The organism is Streptomyces sp. NPDC090088 (assembly GCF_044747345.1).
In the GTDB taxonomy this organism is placed as follows: domain Bacteria; phylum Actinomycetota; class Actinomycetes; order Streptomycetales; family Streptomycetaceae; genus Streptomyces.
The window spans coordinates 264,471-281,721 of sequence record NZ_JBIVDZ010000002.1 but is presented as its reverse complement, the minus strand read 5'-3'; the positions used below and the strand labels follow the sequence as shown (position 1 = coordinate 281,721).

The following is a 17,251-nucleotide window of genomic DNA, read 5'->3' as shown; positions in this document are numbered from 1 at the left end:
TCATGGCATCAGGCTGACGGCCGGGCCGGATCCTCGGCAACGGAGATTCCGCCCAGCAGCGTGCGGGCGATACGGGCGGCGAACGCGTCCACCGGCGGGCGCTCGCCGGTCGCGGTCGCCTCGTAGGCGAAGACGCGCTGGACACAGGCGCCGAGCAGCAGGGCGGCGGCCGCGGAGGTGTCGGCGTCGGGGCTGATCCGGCCGATCGCCTGCTCGGCGCGCAGATAGCCGTCGAGGGCTCTCATCGGCAGATGCGGCCCCGCGCCGATCATGCGGAGCCGGTCGTCGAGCTTCTGCTTGAGCTGCTTCTCGGCGTAGAGGGAGGCGGCGATCGGAAAGCTCTCCTCGAAGAAGAGGGCGGCCTGGCGGGCGATCCGGGTCAGGTTCTCCTCCAGGGTGCCCCGCCCGGGTTCGACGGTGAGCTGGCCCAGCAGCGGGAGGAGCCGCGGCAGCCGTTCGGTGAGGACGTGCACGAACAGCTCTTCCTTGCTGGGGAAGTACTTGTAGAGCGCCGCCTCGGAACAACCGGCCGCCCTGGCGATCTCCTTGGTGGTGACACGGGCGAGCCCCACGGTGCCCATCAGTTCGTGAGCGGCGTCGAGGATGCGGACACGGGCCGGTTTCTGCTGCATGGCACCCAAGGATCACATGCCCCCTGTTCCAGCGATTCCGACGGAGTTCCCGCGGAGCCTTGACGGGTGGGTGAGTACTTACCCACTCTAGGACGTGACGAGGGGTGAGTGAATACTCACCCACCCCCCGTCACGCATACCGGCACCCCACAACGGAAACCGGCAACCCACAGGAGAAGTCATGCATCTCACCGTGTTCGGCGCGACCGGCGGAATCGGCCGGGAGATCGTCCGCCAGGCACTGGCGTCGGGGCACCAGGTCACCGCGGTCGTACGGGACCCGGCCGGCCTGACCGTGACCGGTTCCGGCCTTCAGGTCGTCCGCGCGGACCTCACCGACCCCGAGACGATCCGCCCGGCGTTGACCGGCCGCGACGCGGTCCTGTCCGGCCTGGGCGCGCGGGTCCGCAAGGACGCCGGGGTGGCGACCCGCCTGACCCGTACCGTCCTGGCCGCGATGGAGGCCGAGCAGGTGCGCCGACTGCTGGTGGTCAGCGCCGCGCCGGTCGGCCCCCAGCCGCAGGCGGGCCTGCTGGACCGCGCGGCGCTCGGCGTGGTCAGCGCGATCCTCAAGGACATCTACGTCGATCTGGGCGAGATGGAGGCGGAGCTGTCGCGCAGCGGCACGGACTGGACGTCGGTCCGCCCGCCCCGCCTCCAGAACAAGCCCCTGACCGGCACCTACCGGTCGGTGATCGGCGGCTTCCCGCCCAAGGGCCGCTTCATCGGGCGCGCGGACGTGGCCCACGCGATGCTGGCGATGATCACGGACGAGGGGACGGTGAAGCAGGGGGTGGGGGTGGCGTACTGAACGCGGGGCGGCGTACTGAACGCCCCCGAGATCCCGCGGATTGTGGGGTCGCGGGGGGGCTTCCGAAGACCTCTAGAGGCTCACGCCGACGGTCACCGGCTCGTTGACCAGGGTCACGCCGAAGGCCTCCCGCACCCCGGCCACGACCTCCCGCGCCAGCTCCAGCAGATCCTCGGTCGTCGCCCCGCCCCGGTTGGTCAGCGCCAGCGTGTGCTTCGTGGAGATCCGGGCCGGCCCACTGCCGTATCCCTTGCCGAAGCCGGCCTTGTCGATCAGCCAGGCCGCCGAGGTCTTGGTACGACCGACCCCCGCCGGGTAGGCGGGCGGCTCGGCCGCGTCGCCCAGCCGCTCCCGCACGCGCGCGTGGAAGACGGCGAACTGCTCCTGCGTGAGGATCGGGTTGGTGAAGAAGGACCCCGCCGACCAGGTGTCGTGGTCCTCCGGGTCGAGCACCATCCCCTTCCCGGCCCGCAGTTTGAGCACGGTCTCGCGGGCGGCGGCCAGCGGCACCCGCTCCCCCGGCTCGACCCCGAGCGCCCGCGCGGCCTCGGCGTACCGCACCGGCGCCGACAGCCCGTCCGCGTCCTCCAGCTCGAAGCGCACGCGCAGGACGACGTACCGCTCGGGGTCGGCCTTGAAGCGGCTGTGCCGGTACGAGAAGGCGCACTCCTCGTCGGTCAGCGTCACCGTCTCGCCGGCCCGCCGGTCGTAGGCGATGACCTCGGTGATGGTGGCGGAGACCTCCTGCCCGTACGCCCCCACGTTCTGGATGGGCGTGGCCCCCGCGGACCCCGGGATGCCGGCGAGGCACTCGACGCCCGCGAGGCCCGCCTCGACCGTGCAGGCGACGGCGTCGGTCCACACCTCGCCTGCCGCCAGCTCCAGCGTCGTGCCGCGCAGTTCGAACCCGGTGGTGGCGATGCGCAGGGCGGTGCCGTCGAAGCCCTTGTCGCCGATGACCAGGTTGGAGCCGCCGCCGATGACCAGCAGCGGGGTCCGGCTGTCGTCGGCCTCACGGACCGCGGCGATCACCTCGGCGTCGGTGGTCGCGGTGACCAGCCGCGCGGCGGGGCCGCCGAGCCGGAAGGTGGTGAGGGGGGCGAGGGGGGCGTCGTGGAGTTCCTGCACGCGCCCAAGACTACGAGACGCCACCGGCGCACCCGCCGCCACGAGCCGCACGCGCGCGTGGGGCCCCGTCCGGTCGGAACGGGGCCCCACGCGCGCGTGCCGTCAATCGCGGCCGGTCGTCTTCCACCGACTTCGACCGCCTTCAACCGCCTTCGGTCGCCTTCAGCCGCCGACGGTGGCCGGCTCCGGGGTGAGCTCCCCCTCGGCGACGATCCGCGCGGCGCGGCGCCGGCCGGGGATCAGCAGCGCGGCGATCCCGGCGAGGGCGACCACGGCGGCCCCGGTGACCAGGGCGGGCCGCAGGCCGTCCACGAAGTTCTGGGCGCTCTCGTAGCCGCCCTGCGCGGAGAAGATCGACGACATGACGGCGACACCGAGCGCGCCGCCGACCTCGCGCAGCGCGTTGTTGGCGCCGGAGGCGATGCCCTGTTCCTGCGGACGCACGGCGGACATCACCAGGTTGGCGGCCGGGGCGAAGTACAGCGCCATGCCGATGCCGCTGACGATCAGCCCGGGCAGCTGCGCGCCGTAGGAGGCGTCCGCGGTGACGACCGACGCCAGGTAGGCGAGCCCGGCGGCCTGCAGGAAGAGTCCGGCGGCGACGACGGGCCGGCCGCCGATCCGGTCGGAGAGGATCCCGGCGATCGGCGCGACGAGCATCGGCATGCCCGTCCAGGGCAGCATCCTGAGGCCGGCCTCGGTGGGCGAGTAGCCGAGGACGCCCTGCATGTACTGGCTGAGCAGGAAGATCGAGCCGAACATCCCGAGGAACATCAGCAGGCTCGCGGCGTTGATCCCGGAGAAGGCGCGGGAGCGGAAGAGCCGCATCGGCAGCATGGGGTTCTTGGCGCGGCTGCCGTGCAGGACGAATCCGGCGAGCAGGGCGGCGCCCGCGGACAGTCCGGTGAGCACGAGGGGGCTGGCCCAGCCGTCGGCGGGGCCGCGCACCAGGCCGTAGACGATCCCGAAGAGGCCGCCGCTGGCGAGCAGGGTGCCGGGGACGTCGAGCGGGGCGCCGGTGCCGTACGACTCGGCGAGACGGAGCCGGGCGAGCGGCAGCAGTGCTATGCCGAGCGGCACGTTCAGCCAGAAGATCCAATGCCAGGACACGTGTTCGGTGAGACTGCCGCCGATGAGCGGTCCTGAGGCGACCGCGAGCCCGTTGACGGCACCCCAGATGCCGTACGCCATCCCCCGCCTGGCCTCCGGCACCGCGGCCGTCAGCAGGGTGAGGGTGAGCGGCATCATGATGGCCGCGCCGACGCCCTGGACCGCGCGGGCGGCGATCAGGGAGTCGATGCCGGGCGCCATGGCCGCGGCGGCGGAGGCGCCGGTGAAGACGGCGAGCCCGGCCAGGAAGAGCCGACGGCGGCCGAAGCGGTCGCCGAGGGCGGCGCCGAACATCAGCAGCACGGCGAAGGTGAGCGTGTAGGCGCTCACGGTCCATTCGAGGTCGTCCAGCGCACCGCCGAGGTCCCTGCGGATGGAGGGCAGTGCGGTGGTGACGACGAGGTTGTCGAGGGACGCCATGAACCCGGCGGCACCCGTGATGACGAGCGCCCATGCGACGCTCCCGCGACGTGCGGGCTGCTGTGCTGTCGGTTGTGCGGTCTGTTCTGACATCGCTCCCCCTGAGCGTGGTTTCACCAGTTGATTAGTTATGAGTCACTAACTTTCGACCCCATGAAAAAGCCCGGGCCGAGGACGGCGGACCGCCCCTCCCTCACACACACTTCCCCAGCTCCCCAGCGGCCTCGGCTTCGGAGTACATCCCCCGCCAGACCCGGTGCTCGGGCGGAAACCCCATGGCCGCGTAGGTGTTGATGAGCATCCCCTTGGCCAGGAAGGCCGTGGTGACGTCCACGTCGGCCCCGGACAGCAGGTGCACGGTGTCCCACAACCGCAGCCAGCCGGCCCGCACGAGCTCACCGAACTCGTGCTCGCCCTCCGCCTCCGCGGCGGCGACGGTGATGTACGTCTGCATCTGCATCTGGAGCCGCTCCGGCCGCTCCTGGATCAGCCGCACATACGCCTCACCCATGGCCTGCAGGGCTTCCGCGCCCTCAAGCCCCTGGGCCGCCTCCTCGAAGACCTGGCGCATCTCGTCGATGCAGCGCAGCGAGGCGGCGGCGAACATCGCCTTCTTGCCCGGGAAGAGCCGGAAGAGATACGGCTGCGAGACCCCGACCCGCTTGGCGATCGCCTCGGTGGAGGTGCCGTAGTAGCCCCTCTGCGAGAACTCGGCGATCGCCGCGCGGACGACACTCTCGCGCCGCTCCTCAGCACTCATCCTGACCATGCGACGAAGTTAGTACTCAATCACTAACTAAGTCAAGGGGCATCCGCGGACTCCTCCGGGAGCCACAACGCGTAAGGGGCGTCCCGCAATGGAGAACGCCCCTTACTGCTCACGAGTACGCGCGAACCCGCCTCACCGGCAGGCCCGCGCGGTCCGTCGGCTGTCGCTCAGCCCAGTCGTACGACCGCCCGCGACATGCCCAGCACCTTCTGCCCGGCGCTCATCGCCGTCAGGTCGACGCGCACGGTGTTGTCGTCGAGCTTGGCGGCGACCTTGCCGCTGACCTCGATGAGGGCGCCCTGGTCGTCGTTCGGGACGACGACGGGCTTGGTGAAGCGGACGCCGTACTCGACGACGGCGCCCGGGTCGCCGATCCAGTCGGTGACCACCCGGACCGCCTCGGCCATGGTGAACATGCCGTGCGCGATGACGTCCGGCAGGCCCACCTCCTTGGCGAACTTCTCGTTCCAGTGGATGGGGTTGAAGTCCCCGGAGGCGCCCGCGTACTGCACGAGCGTGGCGCGGGTCACGGGGAAGGTCTGCGCCGGCAGTTCGGTGCCGACCTCGACGTCCGTGTACGCGATCTTCGACGTCATCGGATCCTCACGCCCCCTCTTCCACGTCCGCCGCGCGGGCCACCAGCTTGGTCAGGGCGCTCACCACGAGTTCGCCCGCCTCGTCGTGGACGTCACCGCGGATGTCGATGATGTCGTTGCCGGCGAGGGACTTGATGGCCTCGATGGTCGAGGTGACGCTCAGCCGGTCACCGGCGCGGACCGGGCGCTTGTAGGCGAACTTCTGGTCGCCGTGCACCACCCGGCTGTAGTCCAGGCCGAGCTGCGGGTCCTCGACGACCTGTCCGGCCGCGCGGAAAGTGATCGAGAAGACAAAAGTCGGCGGGGCGATCACATCGGAATAGCCGAGCGCCTTGGCGGCCTCCGGGTCCGTGTACACCGGGTTGGCGTCGCCCACCGCCTCGGCGAACTCACGGATCTTCTCCCGGCCCACCTCGTAGGGCTCGGTGGGTGGGTAGGTCCGTCCCACGAAGGACTGGTCGAGCGCCATTGGCCCGGTACCTCCTGATATCTGCTGTGATGCCCCACAAGCTAGCGGGAAAGCCGTCTGCCGAAACGCCGTGAGGCCGCCCCCGAGCGGGGACGGCCTCACGAACGAGCCTGTTTCTTATCGCGTTTCGCGGTGCGCAGTGTGCGCGTTGCAACGCGGGCAGTGCTTCTTCATCTCAAGTCGGTCCGGGTTGTTACGCCGGTTCTTCTTGGTGATGTAGTTCCGCTCCTTGCACTCCACGCAGGCCAGCGTGATCTTCGGGCGGACGTCGGTGGCAGCCACGTGAGTGCTCCTAAGACGAACGGATGGACTGATTCAACGCACAAAAGAGTAGCCGATCGAAGGACCGACCCCGCAATCGGCTACTGTCAGTAGCGGTGACCGGACTTGAACCGGTGACACAGCGATTATGAGCCGCTTGCTCTACCGACTGAGCTACACCGCTTTGATGAGATCAGTCCCGCCTCGCGACGGGACCTCTCACACCAGAGCCCCAATACGGAATCGAACCGTAGACCTTCTCCTTACCATGGAGACGCTCTGCCGACTGAGCTATTGGGGCGAGCGATGAAGACATTACACGCTCGGCCGCCGTTCACCCAAATCCGTTTCCCGCCGCCGTTCCCGGCCCCTTCCGCACGGCTCCCGGCAGCCTCTCGGACCCCTTCCGGCGCTCCCCACGCGCGCGCCTCGAACCGGTTCCCCGCAGGTCCGACGGCTCCGGTACGACTATTGCGCTCCTCCCCGCCCCGCGCGGCTCGCCACCCTAGGCTCGACTCACTCTGCGTGATCTTGAGTCCATTGCCTGGACCGACCTACCTGGAGCGCGATGCCCGACAGCCAGCCGCAGCCGCCCTCGTCGTCGTCCAACTCCTCGGGTTCCTCCGGTTCCTCAGGTTCCTCGGGCCAGTCCGACCACTCCGTGCTCCTGCTGTGCGGAGCGCGGCTCACCGACGGCAGGACGGTGGACGTACGGCTGGGCGGCGGACGCATCGAGGCGGTCGGTACGGCCGGCAGTCTGGCGCCGGGCCCGGCCCGCGCGGGCGCAGCGGGCGGCGCGGGCGGCGCGCGCGTGGACCTGAACGGCTACCTGCTCCTGCCGGCCCCGGCCGAACCGCACGCCCACGGCGACACCGCCCTCTCCGCCGATCGCGACGGCCCTGTCCCGTACGACCCGGAGGACGTCCAGCGCCGCGCCACCGAGGCGGCCCTGCTGCAGCTCGGGCACGGTTCGACGGCCGTACGCGCGCACGTGCGCGTGGGCGACGTCCAGGGGCTCGGCGCCCTCGCCGCCGTCCTCCAGGCGCGCCGCTCGCTACGCGGGCTCGCGGAGCTGACGGCGGTCGCGATGCCGCGCGTGCTGACCGGGATCGCCGGCGCCGACGGGCTCGCCATGCTGCGGGACGCCGCGAAGATGGGCGCGTCCGTGATGGGCGGCTGCCCCGACCTGGATCCCGACCCCACGGGGTACGCGGAGGCGGTCCTGGAGGTGGCCTCCGAGCACGGCTGCCCGGTCGATCTGCACACGGACGCCGTCGATCCGGCCCGGCTGGCCAGGCTCGCGGCGATGGCGGGCGGCATGCGCCCCGGCGTGACACTCGGCCCGTGCGCCGGGCTCTCGCGCCTGCCCGCCGAAGCGGCCGCCCGGGTCGCGGACCAGCTCGCCGCGGCCGGCGTCACGGTGGTGTGCCTGCCCCAGGGCGGCTGTGGCTCCGTCGACCGCCGCGGCACGGCTCCGGTACGGCTGCTGCGCGCGGCCGGGGTGCGGGTCGCCGCCGGCAGCGGTGCCCTGCGCGACCTGTCGAACCCCGTCGGCCGCGGCGACCCCCTGGAGGCGGCCTACCTCCTGGCCTCCCGTCACGGTCTGCGCCCCAAGGACGCCTACGACACCGTGAGCACCTCCTCCCGCGCTGCCCTCGGCCTCCCCGAGGTCCGCGTGGAGGCCGGTTTCCCCGCCGAACTCCTCGCGGTGCGCGGCGATCATCTGGCCGGCGCCCTCTCGCTCGCCTACAGCCGGATCGTGGTGCACCGGGGGCGCGTGGTGGCACGTACCAGCGCGGTCCGCGAGTACTGCAACTCGGCGGTGGCGGCCGAACTGGGGCTGCCGCGCCAGGGCCGGGGAGAGGTGTCCTGAACCCGGAGGCACGCCGGAGCGTGTGACAAGCCCGCGGGCGCCGGTGTGCGGGCGAGGGCGCGGGGAGCATACGGCGCACACGGCGGGTACCCGTGAAAGGGCCGAGCCCGGTAGGGCGCCTCGGCGGAACCACCCGGGCGGGTGGGGCGCATGAAGTCGTACGGCGGACGCGGGGCTTCGGGCGTACGGTCGGAACCATGCGCATTGTCATCGCTGGTGGTCATGGTCAGATCGCGTTGCGGTTGGAGCGCCTGCTCTCCGCGCGCGGGGACGAGGTCGCGGGGATCATCCGGAGGGCCGAGCAGGGCGACGACCTGCGGGCGGCCGGTGCCGAACCGGTGCTGCTCGACCTGGAGTCGGCCTCGGCCGAGGAGGTCGCGGCACAGCTGCGGGGAGCGGACGCGGCGGTGTTCGCGGCGGGCGCGGGCCCGGGCAGCGGTACGGCCCGTAAGGAGACCGTGGACAAGGGCGCGGCGGTGGTGTTCGCGGACGCGGCCGTGCGCGCGGGCGTGCGCCGTTTCGTGGTCGTCTCCTCGATGGGCGCGGATCCGACGCACCAGGGCGACGACGTCTTCGACGTGTATCTGCGGGCCAAGGGCGAGGCCGACGCCCATGTCACCCGGCAGGACGCCCTCGACTGGACGATCCTGCGCCCCGGTGCGCTGACGGACGAGCCCGGCACCGGCCTGGTGCGGCTGGAGGCGCACACGGGCCGGGGGCCGGTGACCCGTGACGACGTGGCCGCCGTGCTGGCGGAGTTGGTGGACACCTCGGCGACGGCCGGTCTGACCCTGGAGCTGATCGGGGGGTCTACGCCGGTCACGGTGGCCGTGAAGTCGGTGGCCGGGAACTGAACCCGGCGCCCGGCCGTTGGGGCTTGTGACAGCCGCTGGCAGTGACAGCGGTCGGCAGCCGCACGGGCGTTCTCAGAACAGCGGCAGTTGTCCGGGGAAGTCCGGCACGGCGTAGCCGTCCAACGACGCCTGGACCGCCCCGAGTTGTGCGTGCCGTCGCGAGCCGGCGCAGGAGACCAGGTCGCCGCTCTCCCGCGCCCCGGGCGGGTCGTGCCGCGCGAAGCGGCCCGCGACGACGGCGATTTCGCGGTGGCACACCGGACAGGTTCTGCGTCGGGAGGACATACGTTCAGTGTGCCCCGGGGCGGGGCGCACGTATCGGGGACCGTGGGGGTCCAGGGCCGTGCGGCCGGTCCCGGCGTCTTCGGTGTGGAACACCTCACGCACCCACTGGGCACAACCCTCGGCACAACGAAGAGACCCCCTCCGGACTGTGTTTCCACAGTCCGGAGGGGGTCTTCCCCAAAGTGGCGGCGCCAGGATTCGAACCTGGGAAGGCTGAGCCGGCAGATTTACAGTCTGCTCCCTTTGGCCGCTCGGGCACACCGCCGGGGGTTTGCCACCAAGTCGAACCGCTTTTCGGCGGTGCTCCCTGGCAACGACGTAAACAATACCCGATCCCATGGGGTGCTTCGCCACCCGATTGATCGCCGCCCGAGGGACGCGGGGTGGCTAGGCTGGTGCGGATGCGGCCCGGTCCCCACACCGGGCGCGGCGACCGCCGCCCCGTACCGGAACGCACCCCGTTACGCCCCCCGATACAAGGAGCCACAGGACATGGCCGACTCCAGTTTCGACATCGTCTCGAAGGTCGAGCGGCAGGAGGTCGACAACGCCCTCAACCAGGCCGCGAAGGAGGTCTCGCAGCGGTACGACTTCAAGGGCGTGGGCGCCTCGATCGCCTGGTCCGGCGAGAAGATCCTGATGGAGGCGAACTCCGAGGAGCGGGTCAAGGCGATCCTCGACGTCTTCCAGTCGAAGCTGATCAAGCGCGGTATCTCGCTGAAGGCGCTGGACGCCGGTGAGCCGCAGCTCTCCGGCAAGGAGTACAAGCTCTTCGCGTCGATCGAGGAGGGCATCTCCCAGGAGAACGCGAAGAAGGTCGCGAAGATCATCCGCGACGAGGGCCCCAAGGGCGTGAAGGCCCAGGTCCAGGGCGACGAACTGCGGGTCAGCTCCAAGAGCCGCGACGACCTCCAGGCCGTGATCACCCTCCTGAAGGGCCAGGACTTCGACTTCGCCCTCCAGTTCGTGAACTACCGGTAGTCGTCGCCGGCCGGTGGTCGCGGCGCGCTCAGTCGCGCGAGTTGCCGAACAGCAGGCGGTAGGCGATCAGCAGGACCAGCGAGCCGCCGATCGCCGCCACCCAGGTCGCGCCGTCGTAGAAGTTCTTGGTGATCGGGTGGTCCAGCCAGCGGGCCGATATCCAGCCGCCGAGGAACGCACCCACGATGCCGATGAGGGTCGTGCCGATGAAGCCGCCGGGGTCCCGCCCCGGCAGCAGGAATTTGGCGATGGCGCCGGCCAACAGTCCCAGGATGATCCAGCTGATGATGCCCATGTCCTGAACCTGCCCTTCCGCGCTGTGTTCGCACTGATCCGGCCCTGTGATTTCGGTCTGGTCCGGCTGTGCCGGACCAGATGCCCGAGCCGTCCGCACAGGGCCGTCGCGCGTCTGTTCGTGTCCTGTCGATGACGAGGACGACCGGGCGATGCCGCACGGTTGCGTGGATCAGTAGGGTTCGCCGCATGACTGCCTCCCCACCCGTTCTGCGGCGCACGCTCGGTGTGCGGGATGCCGTGCTCGTCGGCCTCGGCTCGATGGTCGGCGCCGGCGTCTTCTCCGCCCTGGGCCCGGCGGCCCGCGCGGCCGGGTCGGCACTGCTGCCCGCGCTCACCGTCGCCGCCCTGGTCGCCTACTGCAACGCCATGTCCTCGGCCCGCCTCGCCGCCCGGTATCCGCAGTCGGGCGGCACCTACGTGTACGGGCGGGAGCGTCTCGGCGCCTTCTGGGGGTACCTCGCGGGCTGGGCCTTCGTCGTCGGGAAGACGGCGTCCTGCGCCGCGATGGCACTGACCGTGGGCGCCTACGTCTGGCCCGGACAGGCGCACGCGGTGGCGGTCGCGGCCGTGGTGGCGCTGACCGCCGTGAACTACGGCGGAATCCAGAAGTCCGCGTGGCTGACCCGGCTGATCGTGGCCGTGGTGCTGGCGGTCCTCGCCGCCGTGGTGGTCGTCTGCCTGACGTCCGGGCAGGCGGACGCCGGACGGCTGCACATCGGGCTGTCGGCGGGCATCGGCGGGCTGCTTCAAGCGGCCGGCCTGCTGTTCTTCGCGTTCGCCGGCTACGCGCGGATCGCGACCCTCGGCGAGGAGGTGCGGGACCCGGCACGCACCATCCCGCGGGCGATTCCGCTGGCCCTCGGTATCACCTTGGTGGTGTACGTGTGCGTGGCGGTGGCCGTGCTCTCGGTGCTGGGCGCGGACGGGCTCGGGCGGGCAGCCGCGCCGCTGGCCGACGCGGTGCGGGCGGCCGGGGTGCCGGGGCTGGTTCCCGTGGTGCGGGTGGGGGCCGCGGTGGCCGCGCTCGGCTCGCTGCTGGCGTTGATCCTCGGGGTGTCACGGACCACGCTCGCCATGGCCCGCGACGGCCATCTGCCTCCGGCGCTGGCCGCCGTGCATCCGCGTTTCCAGGTCCCGCACCGCGCGGAGCTGGCCGTGGGCGCGGTGGTCGCCGTGGCGGCGGCGACGGCGGACCTCCGGGGTGCCATCGGTTTCTCCTCCTTCGGCGTGCTGGCGTACTACGCGGTGGCCAACGCCTCGGCGTGGACACTCGATCCGGCACCGCGTGCGCGCGTGGTTCCGCTGGTGGGGCTGCTGGGCTGCGCGGTCCTCGCGTTCGCGCTGCCGCTGACGTCGGTGGCCGCCGGGGCGGCCGTCCTGGTGGTGGGCGCGGCGGCGTACGCCGTACGACGGTGGGCCGCCGCTCGGTAGACGCCGCTCCCGGTGTCGGAGCAGCCGCGTCCCGTGGAGCCCCGGTCGGTCTCTCAGGGGGCCTGTTCCGCGGTGGTGCGTGCCCGGAAGTCGGCCCAGGGCGCCAGATCGGTGCCCTCGTCGGCCTCCTCGTACCAGCCCGTGCCGTCCAGCCAGACGCGCAGCCAGTCGGTGAGAGCGGGCGCGTCCACGAACCAGGCGCCGTCCGCGTCGTCGGCGTTCGGCTCGTATAGCAGGACCGTGGCCTGCGGGGTTCTGCAGTCCACGCACGCGTACATGCCGCAGCCCCAGTGCGATATCGGCAGGACACCCTCGGGCCAGGCCCACTCCGGGTTCTTGCGGCCGTACTCGCGGTTGGTGAGGTACTGGACGACGGCGGCCGGTTCGCCGGAGGGAGCGGCGTCGAGCAGGGGCAGCAGGCCGTACGACGGGCCGAAGCCGCCGTCGCCCACCCGTGTGTAGAGCGCGGCGAGCAGGGGCGGCAGAGGGAAGCCCAGGGCCTCCCGGGCACGGTCGAGCGTGGCCGCGTCGACGGGCGCGGGAAGCGTGGGCCAGCCCCACGGGCGGGAGTCGTCGGCCTGCGCGGTCACCCGTGTCAGCAACTGCTCGATCTCGGTCATGGCTTCATGATGCAGGCCGCCACCGACAATCGGGGCGGCCTGTGGACAACCTCGGCCGGCGCTCCGGCCTGTGGACAACTCGGGTGCCGGGAGCGCCGGATGAGGTGCGGTCAGCGGGTGGCGAACGGCTGGTCCGTGGGCACGATCTCGCGTCCGAGCGGGAGCAGGGAGACCGGGATCAGCTTGAAGTTGGCGATACCGAACGGGATCCCGATGATCGTGAGGCACATGGCGACGCCGGTGACGATGTGGGCGAGCGCCAGCCACCAGCCGGCGAGGACCAGCCACAGGACGTTGCCGACGCAGGAGGGCGCGCCCGCGTCGCGCCGCTCGACGGTCGTGTACCCGAAGGGCCACAGGGCGTACACGCCGATACGAAAGGCCGCTATGCCGAAGGGAATGCCGATGATCGTGACGCAGAGGATCACGCCCGCCAGCAGGTAGCCGAGGAACAGCCAGAAGCCGCTCAGGACGAGCCAAATGATGTTCAGGATGGTCTTCACTGCGGGCGACCTGCCATCTTCTCTAGCCGGGCGATCCGTTCCGCCATGGGCGGATGCGTCGAGAACATCTTGGACAGTCCCTGGCCCGGACGGAAGGGGTTCGCGATCATCATGTGGCTCGCGGTCTCGATCCGGGGCTCGGGCGGCAGCGGGAGCTGCTTGGTGCCGGCGTCCAGCTTGCGCAGGGCGCCGGCGAGGGCGAGCGGGTCGCCGGTGAGCTGGGCGCCGGACGCGTCCGCCTCGTACTCCCGGGAACGGCTGATGGCCAGCTGGATGACGGTGGCGGCGAGCGGGCCCAGGATCATGATCAGCAGCAGGCCGAGGAAGCCGGGGCCGTCGTCGTCGTCCGAACGGCCGACCGGGATCAGCCAGGCGAAGTTGACCAGGAACATGATCACCGAGGCGAGGGCGCCGGCGACCGACGAGATGAGGATGTCGCGGTTGTAGACGTGGCTGAGCTCGTGGCCGATGACGCCGCGCAGTTCCCGCTCGTCCAGGATCCGCAGGATGCCCTCCGTGCAGCACACGGCGGCGTTGCGGGGGTTGCGGCCCGTCGCGAAGGCGTTCGGTGCCTCCGTCGGGGAGATGTAGAGGCGGGGCATGGGCTGGCGGGCCTGGGTGGAGAGCTCGCGGACCATCCGGTACAGGGCCGGGGCCTCGAACTCGCTCACCGGGCGCGCGCGCATCGCGCGTAGCGCGAGTTTGTCGCTGTTCCAGTACGCGTACGCGTTCGTGCCGAGGGCGACGAGGACCGCGACGATCAGACCCGTCCGGCCGAAGAAACTGCCGATGACGATGATGAGTGCCGACAGTCCCCCGAGGAGAACTGCGGTCCTGAGTCCGTTGTGCCGGCGGTGCACGGTACGCCCTCCAAGTCGTGCGGCAGGGGAACCCTTTGCCTGCGCTGCTGCCTTCCGATCGGTGATGCCACCGGTGTGTCGTGGTGTCACGTCCAGTGGACCCTCCCGCACTGGTCAACGCCAGGCGGCGGCCGCTAGTTCCCTTGTGTCCGCTGTGCGCCGCGTGAGCCGTCCGGGTGAGGGCGGGTGCGGGGTGGACGCGGGCGGTCGCTCGCGCGCGTGAAGGGCTTCACGCGCGCGCGTGGACGGGGGTCAGAACAGGCCGATGGCGGCGAAGCGGAGTACCAGCTGCGGTGCCCCGGAGAGGGCGACGCCCAGGGCGCCGGTGAGGGCGAGCGCGACCGTGAGCGGCGCCGGGAGGTGGTGCCGCGCGGGCTCGCCCTCGGGGGTGCGGAACAGCAGGGCCGCCCACTGGAGGTAGTAGAAGAGGGCGATCACGACGTTGACGGCCATGACGACGGCCAGCCAGCCCAGGCCCGCGTCGACGGCGGCCGAGAAGACGGTGACCTTCGCGAACAGGCCGATGATGCCGGGTGGGAGTCCGGCCAGGCAGAGCAGGAAGAACGCCAGGAGCAGCGCGGTGAGCGGGTTCCTGGCGTACAGGCCGCGGTAGTCGGTGATCCGGTTGAGTTCCCTCGTACGGCCCACCAGGGCGGCCACCGCGAAGGCGCCGAGGTTCACGGCCGCGTACATGAGGGCGTACGCGACGGTGGAGCCGATGGCCTGCTGGGCGTCCTTGGTGTACGCGGCGGCGGCGATCGGTACCAGCAGGTAGCCGGCCTGCCCGACCGACGACCAGGCGAGCAGCCGTACCGCGCTGTACGCGCGCGTGGCCTGCTGGCGCAGGGCGGCCACGTTGCCGACGGTCATGGTGAGGGCGGCCAGGGCGGCGAGTGCGGGGCCCCAGACGTCGGCGTACGACGGGAAGGCGACGACGGTGACCAGGATCAGGCCGGAGAAGCCGACGGCCTTGCCGACGACCGACAGGTAGGCGGCGATGGGGAGCGGGGCGCCGACGTAGGTGTCGGGCACCCAGAAGTGGAAGGGGACGGCGGCCGTCTTGAACGCGAAACCCACGAGGGTGAGGACGACGCCCGCCTGGGCGAGGGTGTGCAGTTGTCCGTCGACGTGCTGGATGCGGTCGGCGACCTGGGTGAGGTAGAGGCTGCCGGTGGTGGCGTACACGAAGCTGACGCCCAGGAGGCTGACGGCGGTCGCGGTCACCGAGGACAGGAAGAACTTCAGGGCCGCTTCGGAGGACCTCGCGTCGCCGTGCCGGATGCCGACGAGGGCGAAGGCGGGCAGGGAGGCGACCTCCAGGGCGACGATCAGGGTGGCGAGGTCGCGGGAGGCGGGCAGCAGGGCGGCGCCGGCGGCCGAGGAGAGCAGCAGGAACCAGAACTCGCCCTGGGGGTAGCGGCGGTTGCCGTCCTTGAGGGTGGTGACGGACAGCAGGGCCGTGAGCAGGGCGCCGCCGAGCACGAGGAGCTGCACGACGAGGGTGAACCGGTCGGCCGTGTAGCTGCACGCGCGCGTGGCGCCCGGCAGGCAGAAGGTGCTGCGGTCGTGGTCGAGGAGCGGCAGCAGCAGGAGGGCGGAGGCGGCGAGTCCGGCGACCGAGACCCAGCCGAGGAGCGGCTTCCTGGCCTCGGGCACGAAGAGGTCGGCGACCAGGACGGCGAGTGCGACGACCGCGGTGAGAGTGGGCGGCGCGACGGCGAGCCAGTCGACGGACTGGACGAGGTTCACGGCCGGCGGCTGGGCCAGGACGCTCATCGGGTGCCTCCTGAGAGGAGCTGCTGCACGGCCGGGTCGGTCAGGCCGAGCAGGGCCTTCGGCCACAGTCCGGCGACGACGGTGAGGACGACGAGCGGGGTCCAGGCAGCGAACTCGTACGTACGGACGTCGGCGAGCTTCGGCACCTCCCGCGATGCGGCGCCCATGCAGACGCGGCGGACCACGGCCAGCATGTACGCGGCGGTCAGCAGGGTTCCGAAGGCCGCGATCGCCATGAAGGTCAGGAAGGCCGGGCGGCTCAGGGCGGCGGCCGGCTCGAACGCGCCGAACAGGGCCAGCATCTCGCCCCAGAACCCGGCGAGGCCGGGCAGTCCGAGCGAGGCGACGGCGGCGAACGCGAGCAGGCCGCCGAGGCGCGGCGCCCTGCCGTAGAGCGCGGCGCCGGTCTCCTCGGCGAGGGTGTCGAGGTCGGTGGTGCCGGTGCGGTCCTTCAGGCCGCCGACCAGGAAGAACAGCAGGCCTGTGATGAGGCCGTGGGCGATGTTGGCGAACAGGGCGCCGTTGACGCCGGTCGGGGTCATGGTGGCGATGCCGAGCAGGACGAAGCCCATGTGGCCGACGGAGGAGTAGGCGATCAGGCGTTTGAGGTCGCCCCGCGCGCCGCGCTTCGCCAGGTTCAGGCAGGCCAGGGATCCGTAGATGATCCCGACGACGGCGAAGGCGGCGAGGTAGGGCGCGAAGGTGCGGAATCCGTCCGGTGCGACCGGCAGCAGGATCCGGACGAACCCGTAGGTGCCCATCTTCAGCAGCACGCCTGCCAGCAGCACCGAGCCGACGGTCGGCGCGGCGGTGTGGGCGTCCGGCAGCCAGCTGTGCAGGGGCCACATCGGGGTCTTGACCGCGAGCCCGATCCCGATCGCCAGAACGGCGATGACCTGCACGGATGTGGTCAGCGACCGGCCGTTGTCAGTGGCGAGTGCCACCATGTCGAAGGTGCCCGCCTTGATTCCGATCAGGAGCAGGCCCAGCAGCATCACGACGGACCCGAGCAGGGTGAAGAGGATGAACTTCCAGGCGGCCCGGGTCCGGCCCTCGCCGCCCCAGCGGGCGATGAGGAAGTACATCGGGATGAGCACCGTCTCGAACGCGAGGAAGAACAGCAGCAGGTCGAGGACGGCGAAGCTCGCGAGGGTGCCGGCCTCCAGCACGAGCAGCAGGGCGACGAAGGCCTTCGGGGACGGGCCCGCGGGCATGTTGAAGTACGAGTAGAGCGCGCAGAGGAAGCTCAGCAGCGCGGTCAGGACCACCAGAGGGAGGGAGATGCCGTCGATGCCGAGGTGGATGCGCACGTCGAGCGCGGGGATCCAGCTGATGTCGGTCGTGGCCTGCATCCTCGACGGATGGTCGTGGTCGAAGCCGAGCGCGAGGACGATCGCGGCGATGAGGATCGCGCCGGTCACGGTCACGCCGTGCCGGAGCACGGCCTGCTCGGGCGACTTCCCCTTCAGCCCGGGCGGGGCGGGGAGCAGGGCGGCGACGGCACCGAGGAGCGGGCCGACGACGATCAATGCCAGAAGGAACTGCATCACGGACTCGCTGATATCGATCACGCCT

The 17,251-nt window shown here is 71.3% G+C and carries 19 protein-coding genes and 3 tRNA genes; 5 read left to right on the top strand and 17 right to left on the bottom strand.

Annotated elements, in window-relative coordinates:
- Positions 1–8: 8 nt before the first annotated feature.
- Positions 9–632 (bottom strand): helix-turn-helix domain-containing protein, encoded by a 624-nt coding sequence (locus ACIPSJ_RS09940; RefSeq protein WP_355719912.1) that lies wholly within the window; start codon positions 630–632, stop codon positions 9–11.
- Positions 633–813: 181 nt separating this feature from the next.
- Between ACIPSJ_RS09940 and ACIPSJ_RS09935 the strand changes: the two genes are divergently transcribed.
- Entirely contained in the window at positions 814–1,443 is a 630-nt protein-coding gene (locus ACIPSJ_RS09935; protein ID WP_401344935.1) for an NAD(P)-dependent oxidoreductase, read from the top strand.
- Between the two features lie 72 nt (positions 1,444–1,515).
- Here ACIPSJ_RS09935 and ACIPSJ_RS09930 read toward each other — a convergent pair whose 3' ends face one another.
- From ACIPSJ_RS09930 to ACIPSJ_RS09895, 8 genes are all read right to left on the bottom strand, one after another.
- The gene (locus ACIPSJ_RS09930; RefSeq protein ID WP_401344933.1) at positions 1,516–2,571 is read right to left on the bottom strand and encodes a UDP-N-acetylmuramate dehydrogenase; all 1,056 of its coding nucleotides are present in this window, start codon (positions 2,569–2,571) and stop codon (positions 1,516–1,518) included.
- A gap of 162 nt (positions 2,572–2,733) precedes the next feature.
- Positions 2,734–4,194 (bottom strand): MFS transporter, encoded by a 1,461-nt coding sequence (locus ACIPSJ_RS09925; RefSeq protein ID WP_401344931.1) that lies wholly within the window; start codon positions 4,192–4,194, stop codon positions 2,734–2,736.
- 100 nt (positions 4,195–4,294) lie between these two features.
- Positions 4,295–4,870 (bottom strand): helix-turn-helix domain-containing protein, encoded by a 576-nt coding sequence (locus ACIPSJ_RS09920; RefSeq protein ID WP_359210488.1) that lies wholly within the window; start codon positions 4,868–4,870, stop codon positions 4,295–4,297.
- 167 nt (positions 4,871–5,037) lie between these two features.
- Entirely contained in the window at positions 5,038–5,466 is a 429-nt protein-coding gene (locus ACIPSJ_RS09915; protein ID WP_359210485.1) for a MaoC family dehydratase, read from the bottom strand.
- Positions 5,467–5,473: 7 nt separating this feature from the next.
- Positions 5,474–5,935 (bottom strand): MaoC family dehydratase N-terminal domain-containing protein, encoded by a 462-nt coding sequence (locus ACIPSJ_RS09910; protein ID WP_359210482.1) that lies wholly within the window; start codon positions 5,933–5,935, stop codon positions 5,474–5,476.
- Positions 5,936–6,052: 117 nt separating this feature from the next.
- Positions 6,053–6,217 (bottom strand): 50S ribosomal protein L33, encoded by a 165-nt coding sequence (rpmG, locus tag ACIPSJ_RS09905; RefSeq protein ID WP_003948671.1) that lies wholly within the window; start codon positions 6,215–6,217, stop codon positions 6,053–6,055.
- Positions 6,218–6,307: 90 nt separating this feature from the next.
- Positions 6,308–6,380: transfer RNA gene (locus tag ACIPSJ_RS09900), tRNA-Met, on the bottom strand.
- Between the two features lie 44 nt (positions 6,381–6,424).
- Positions 6,425–6,497, bottom strand: a tRNA-Thr gene (locus ACIPSJ_RS09895).
- Positions 6,498–6,764: 267 nt separating this feature from the next.
- On the opposite strand from ACIPSJ_RS09895, the gene ACIPSJ_RS09890 reads away from it, so the two are divergent.
- Together ACIPSJ_RS09890 and ACIPSJ_RS09885 are read left to right on the top strand one after the other, a co-directional pair.
- Positions 6,765–8,069, top strand: a complete 1,305-nt coding sequence (locus ACIPSJ_RS09890) for an amidohydrolase family protein (protein ID WP_401344928.1) — start codon at positions 6,765–6,767, stop codon at positions 8,067–8,069.
- Positions 8,070–8,266: 197 nt separating this feature from the next.
- Positions 8,267–8,923: an NAD(P)H-binding protein gene (locus ACIPSJ_RS09885; RefSeq protein WP_359210476.1), complete on the top strand. Its 657-nt coding sequence runs from the start codon at positions 8,267–8,269 to the stop codon at positions 8,921–8,923.
- 72 nt (positions 8,924–8,995) lie between these two features.
- Here ACIPSJ_RS09885 and ACIPSJ_RS09880 read toward each other — a convergent pair whose 3' ends face one another.
- On the bottom strand, positions 8,996–9,208 hold the full coding sequence (locus ACIPSJ_RS09880; protein WP_401344926.1) for a hypothetical protein: 213 nt from the start codon (positions 9,206–9,208) through the stop codon (positions 8,996–8,998).
- A 183-nt stretch (positions 9,209–9,391) separates the two neighbouring features.
- Positions 9,392–9,473, bottom strand: a tRNA-Tyr gene (locus tag ACIPSJ_RS09875).
- Positions 9,474–9,700: 227 nt separating this feature from the next.
- On the opposite strand from ACIPSJ_RS09875, the gene ACIPSJ_RS09870 reads away from it, so the two are divergent.
- A complete protein-coding gene (locus ACIPSJ_RS09870; protein ID WP_355729577.1) occupies positions 9,701–10,189 on the top strand; it encodes a YajQ family cyclic di-GMP-binding protein in 489 nt (162 codons plus the stop codon).
- Between the two features lie 28 nt (positions 10,190–10,217).
- Here the strand turns inward: ACIPSJ_RS09870 and ACIPSJ_RS09865 are convergent, their stop codons facing one another.
- Positions 10,218–10,484 (bottom strand): GlsB/YeaQ/YmgE family stress response membrane protein, encoded by a 267-nt coding sequence (locus ACIPSJ_RS09865; protein ID WP_355709529.1) that lies wholly within the window; start codon positions 10,482–10,484, stop codon positions 10,218–10,220.
- A 188-nt stretch (positions 10,485–10,672) separates the two neighbouring features.
- Between ACIPSJ_RS09865 and ACIPSJ_RS09860 the strand changes: the two genes are divergently transcribed.
- The gene (locus ACIPSJ_RS09860) at positions 10,673–11,917 is read left to right on the top strand and encodes an APC family permease (protein ID WP_401344923.1); all 1,245 of its coding nucleotides are present in this window, start codon (positions 10,673–10,675) and stop codon (positions 11,915–11,917) included.
- Positions 11,918–11,970: 53 nt separating this feature from the next.
- On the opposite strand, the gene ACIPSJ_RS09855 is transcribed toward ACIPSJ_RS09860, so the two are convergent.
- From ACIPSJ_RS09855 to ACIPSJ_RS09835, 5 genes are all read right to left on the bottom strand, one after another.
- On the bottom strand, positions 11,971–12,537 hold the full coding sequence (locus ACIPSJ_RS09855; RefSeq protein WP_401344921.1) for an SMI1/KNR4 family protein: 567 nt from the start codon (positions 12,535–12,537) through the stop codon (positions 11,971–11,973).
- A 110-nt stretch (positions 12,538–12,647) separates the two neighbouring features.
- Positions 12,648–13,040, bottom strand: a complete 393-nt coding sequence (locus ACIPSJ_RS09850; protein WP_355709535.1) for a YccF domain-containing protein — start codon at positions 13,038–13,040, stop codon at positions 12,648–12,650.
- Complete coding sequence (gene htpX / locus ACIPSJ_RS09845; RefSeq protein ID WP_355709537.1) at positions 13,037–13,900, bottom strand: zinc metalloprotease HtpX; 864 nt, start codon at positions 13,898–13,900, stop codon at positions 13,037–13,039. Before htpX ends, ACIPSJ_RS09850 begins: the two co-directional genes overlap by 4 nt.
- A 252-nt stretch (positions 13,901–14,152) precedes the next feature.
- Positions 14,153–15,676 carry an NADH-quinone oxidoreductase subunit N gene (locus ACIPSJ_RS09840; protein WP_401344918.1) on the bottom strand — a complete coding sequence of 508 codons (1,524 nt, stop codon included), beginning with the start codon at positions 15,674–15,676 and terminating at the stop codon, positions 14,153–14,155.
- Complete coding sequence (locus ACIPSJ_RS09835; protein WP_401344916.1) at positions 15,673–17,247, bottom strand: NADH-quinone oxidoreductase subunit M; 1,575 nt, start codon at positions 17,245–17,247, stop codon at positions 15,673–15,675. Before ACIPSJ_RS09835 ends, ACIPSJ_RS09840 begins: the two co-directional genes overlap by 4 nt.
- Between the last annotated feature and the right edge of the window lie 4 nt (positions 17,248–17,251).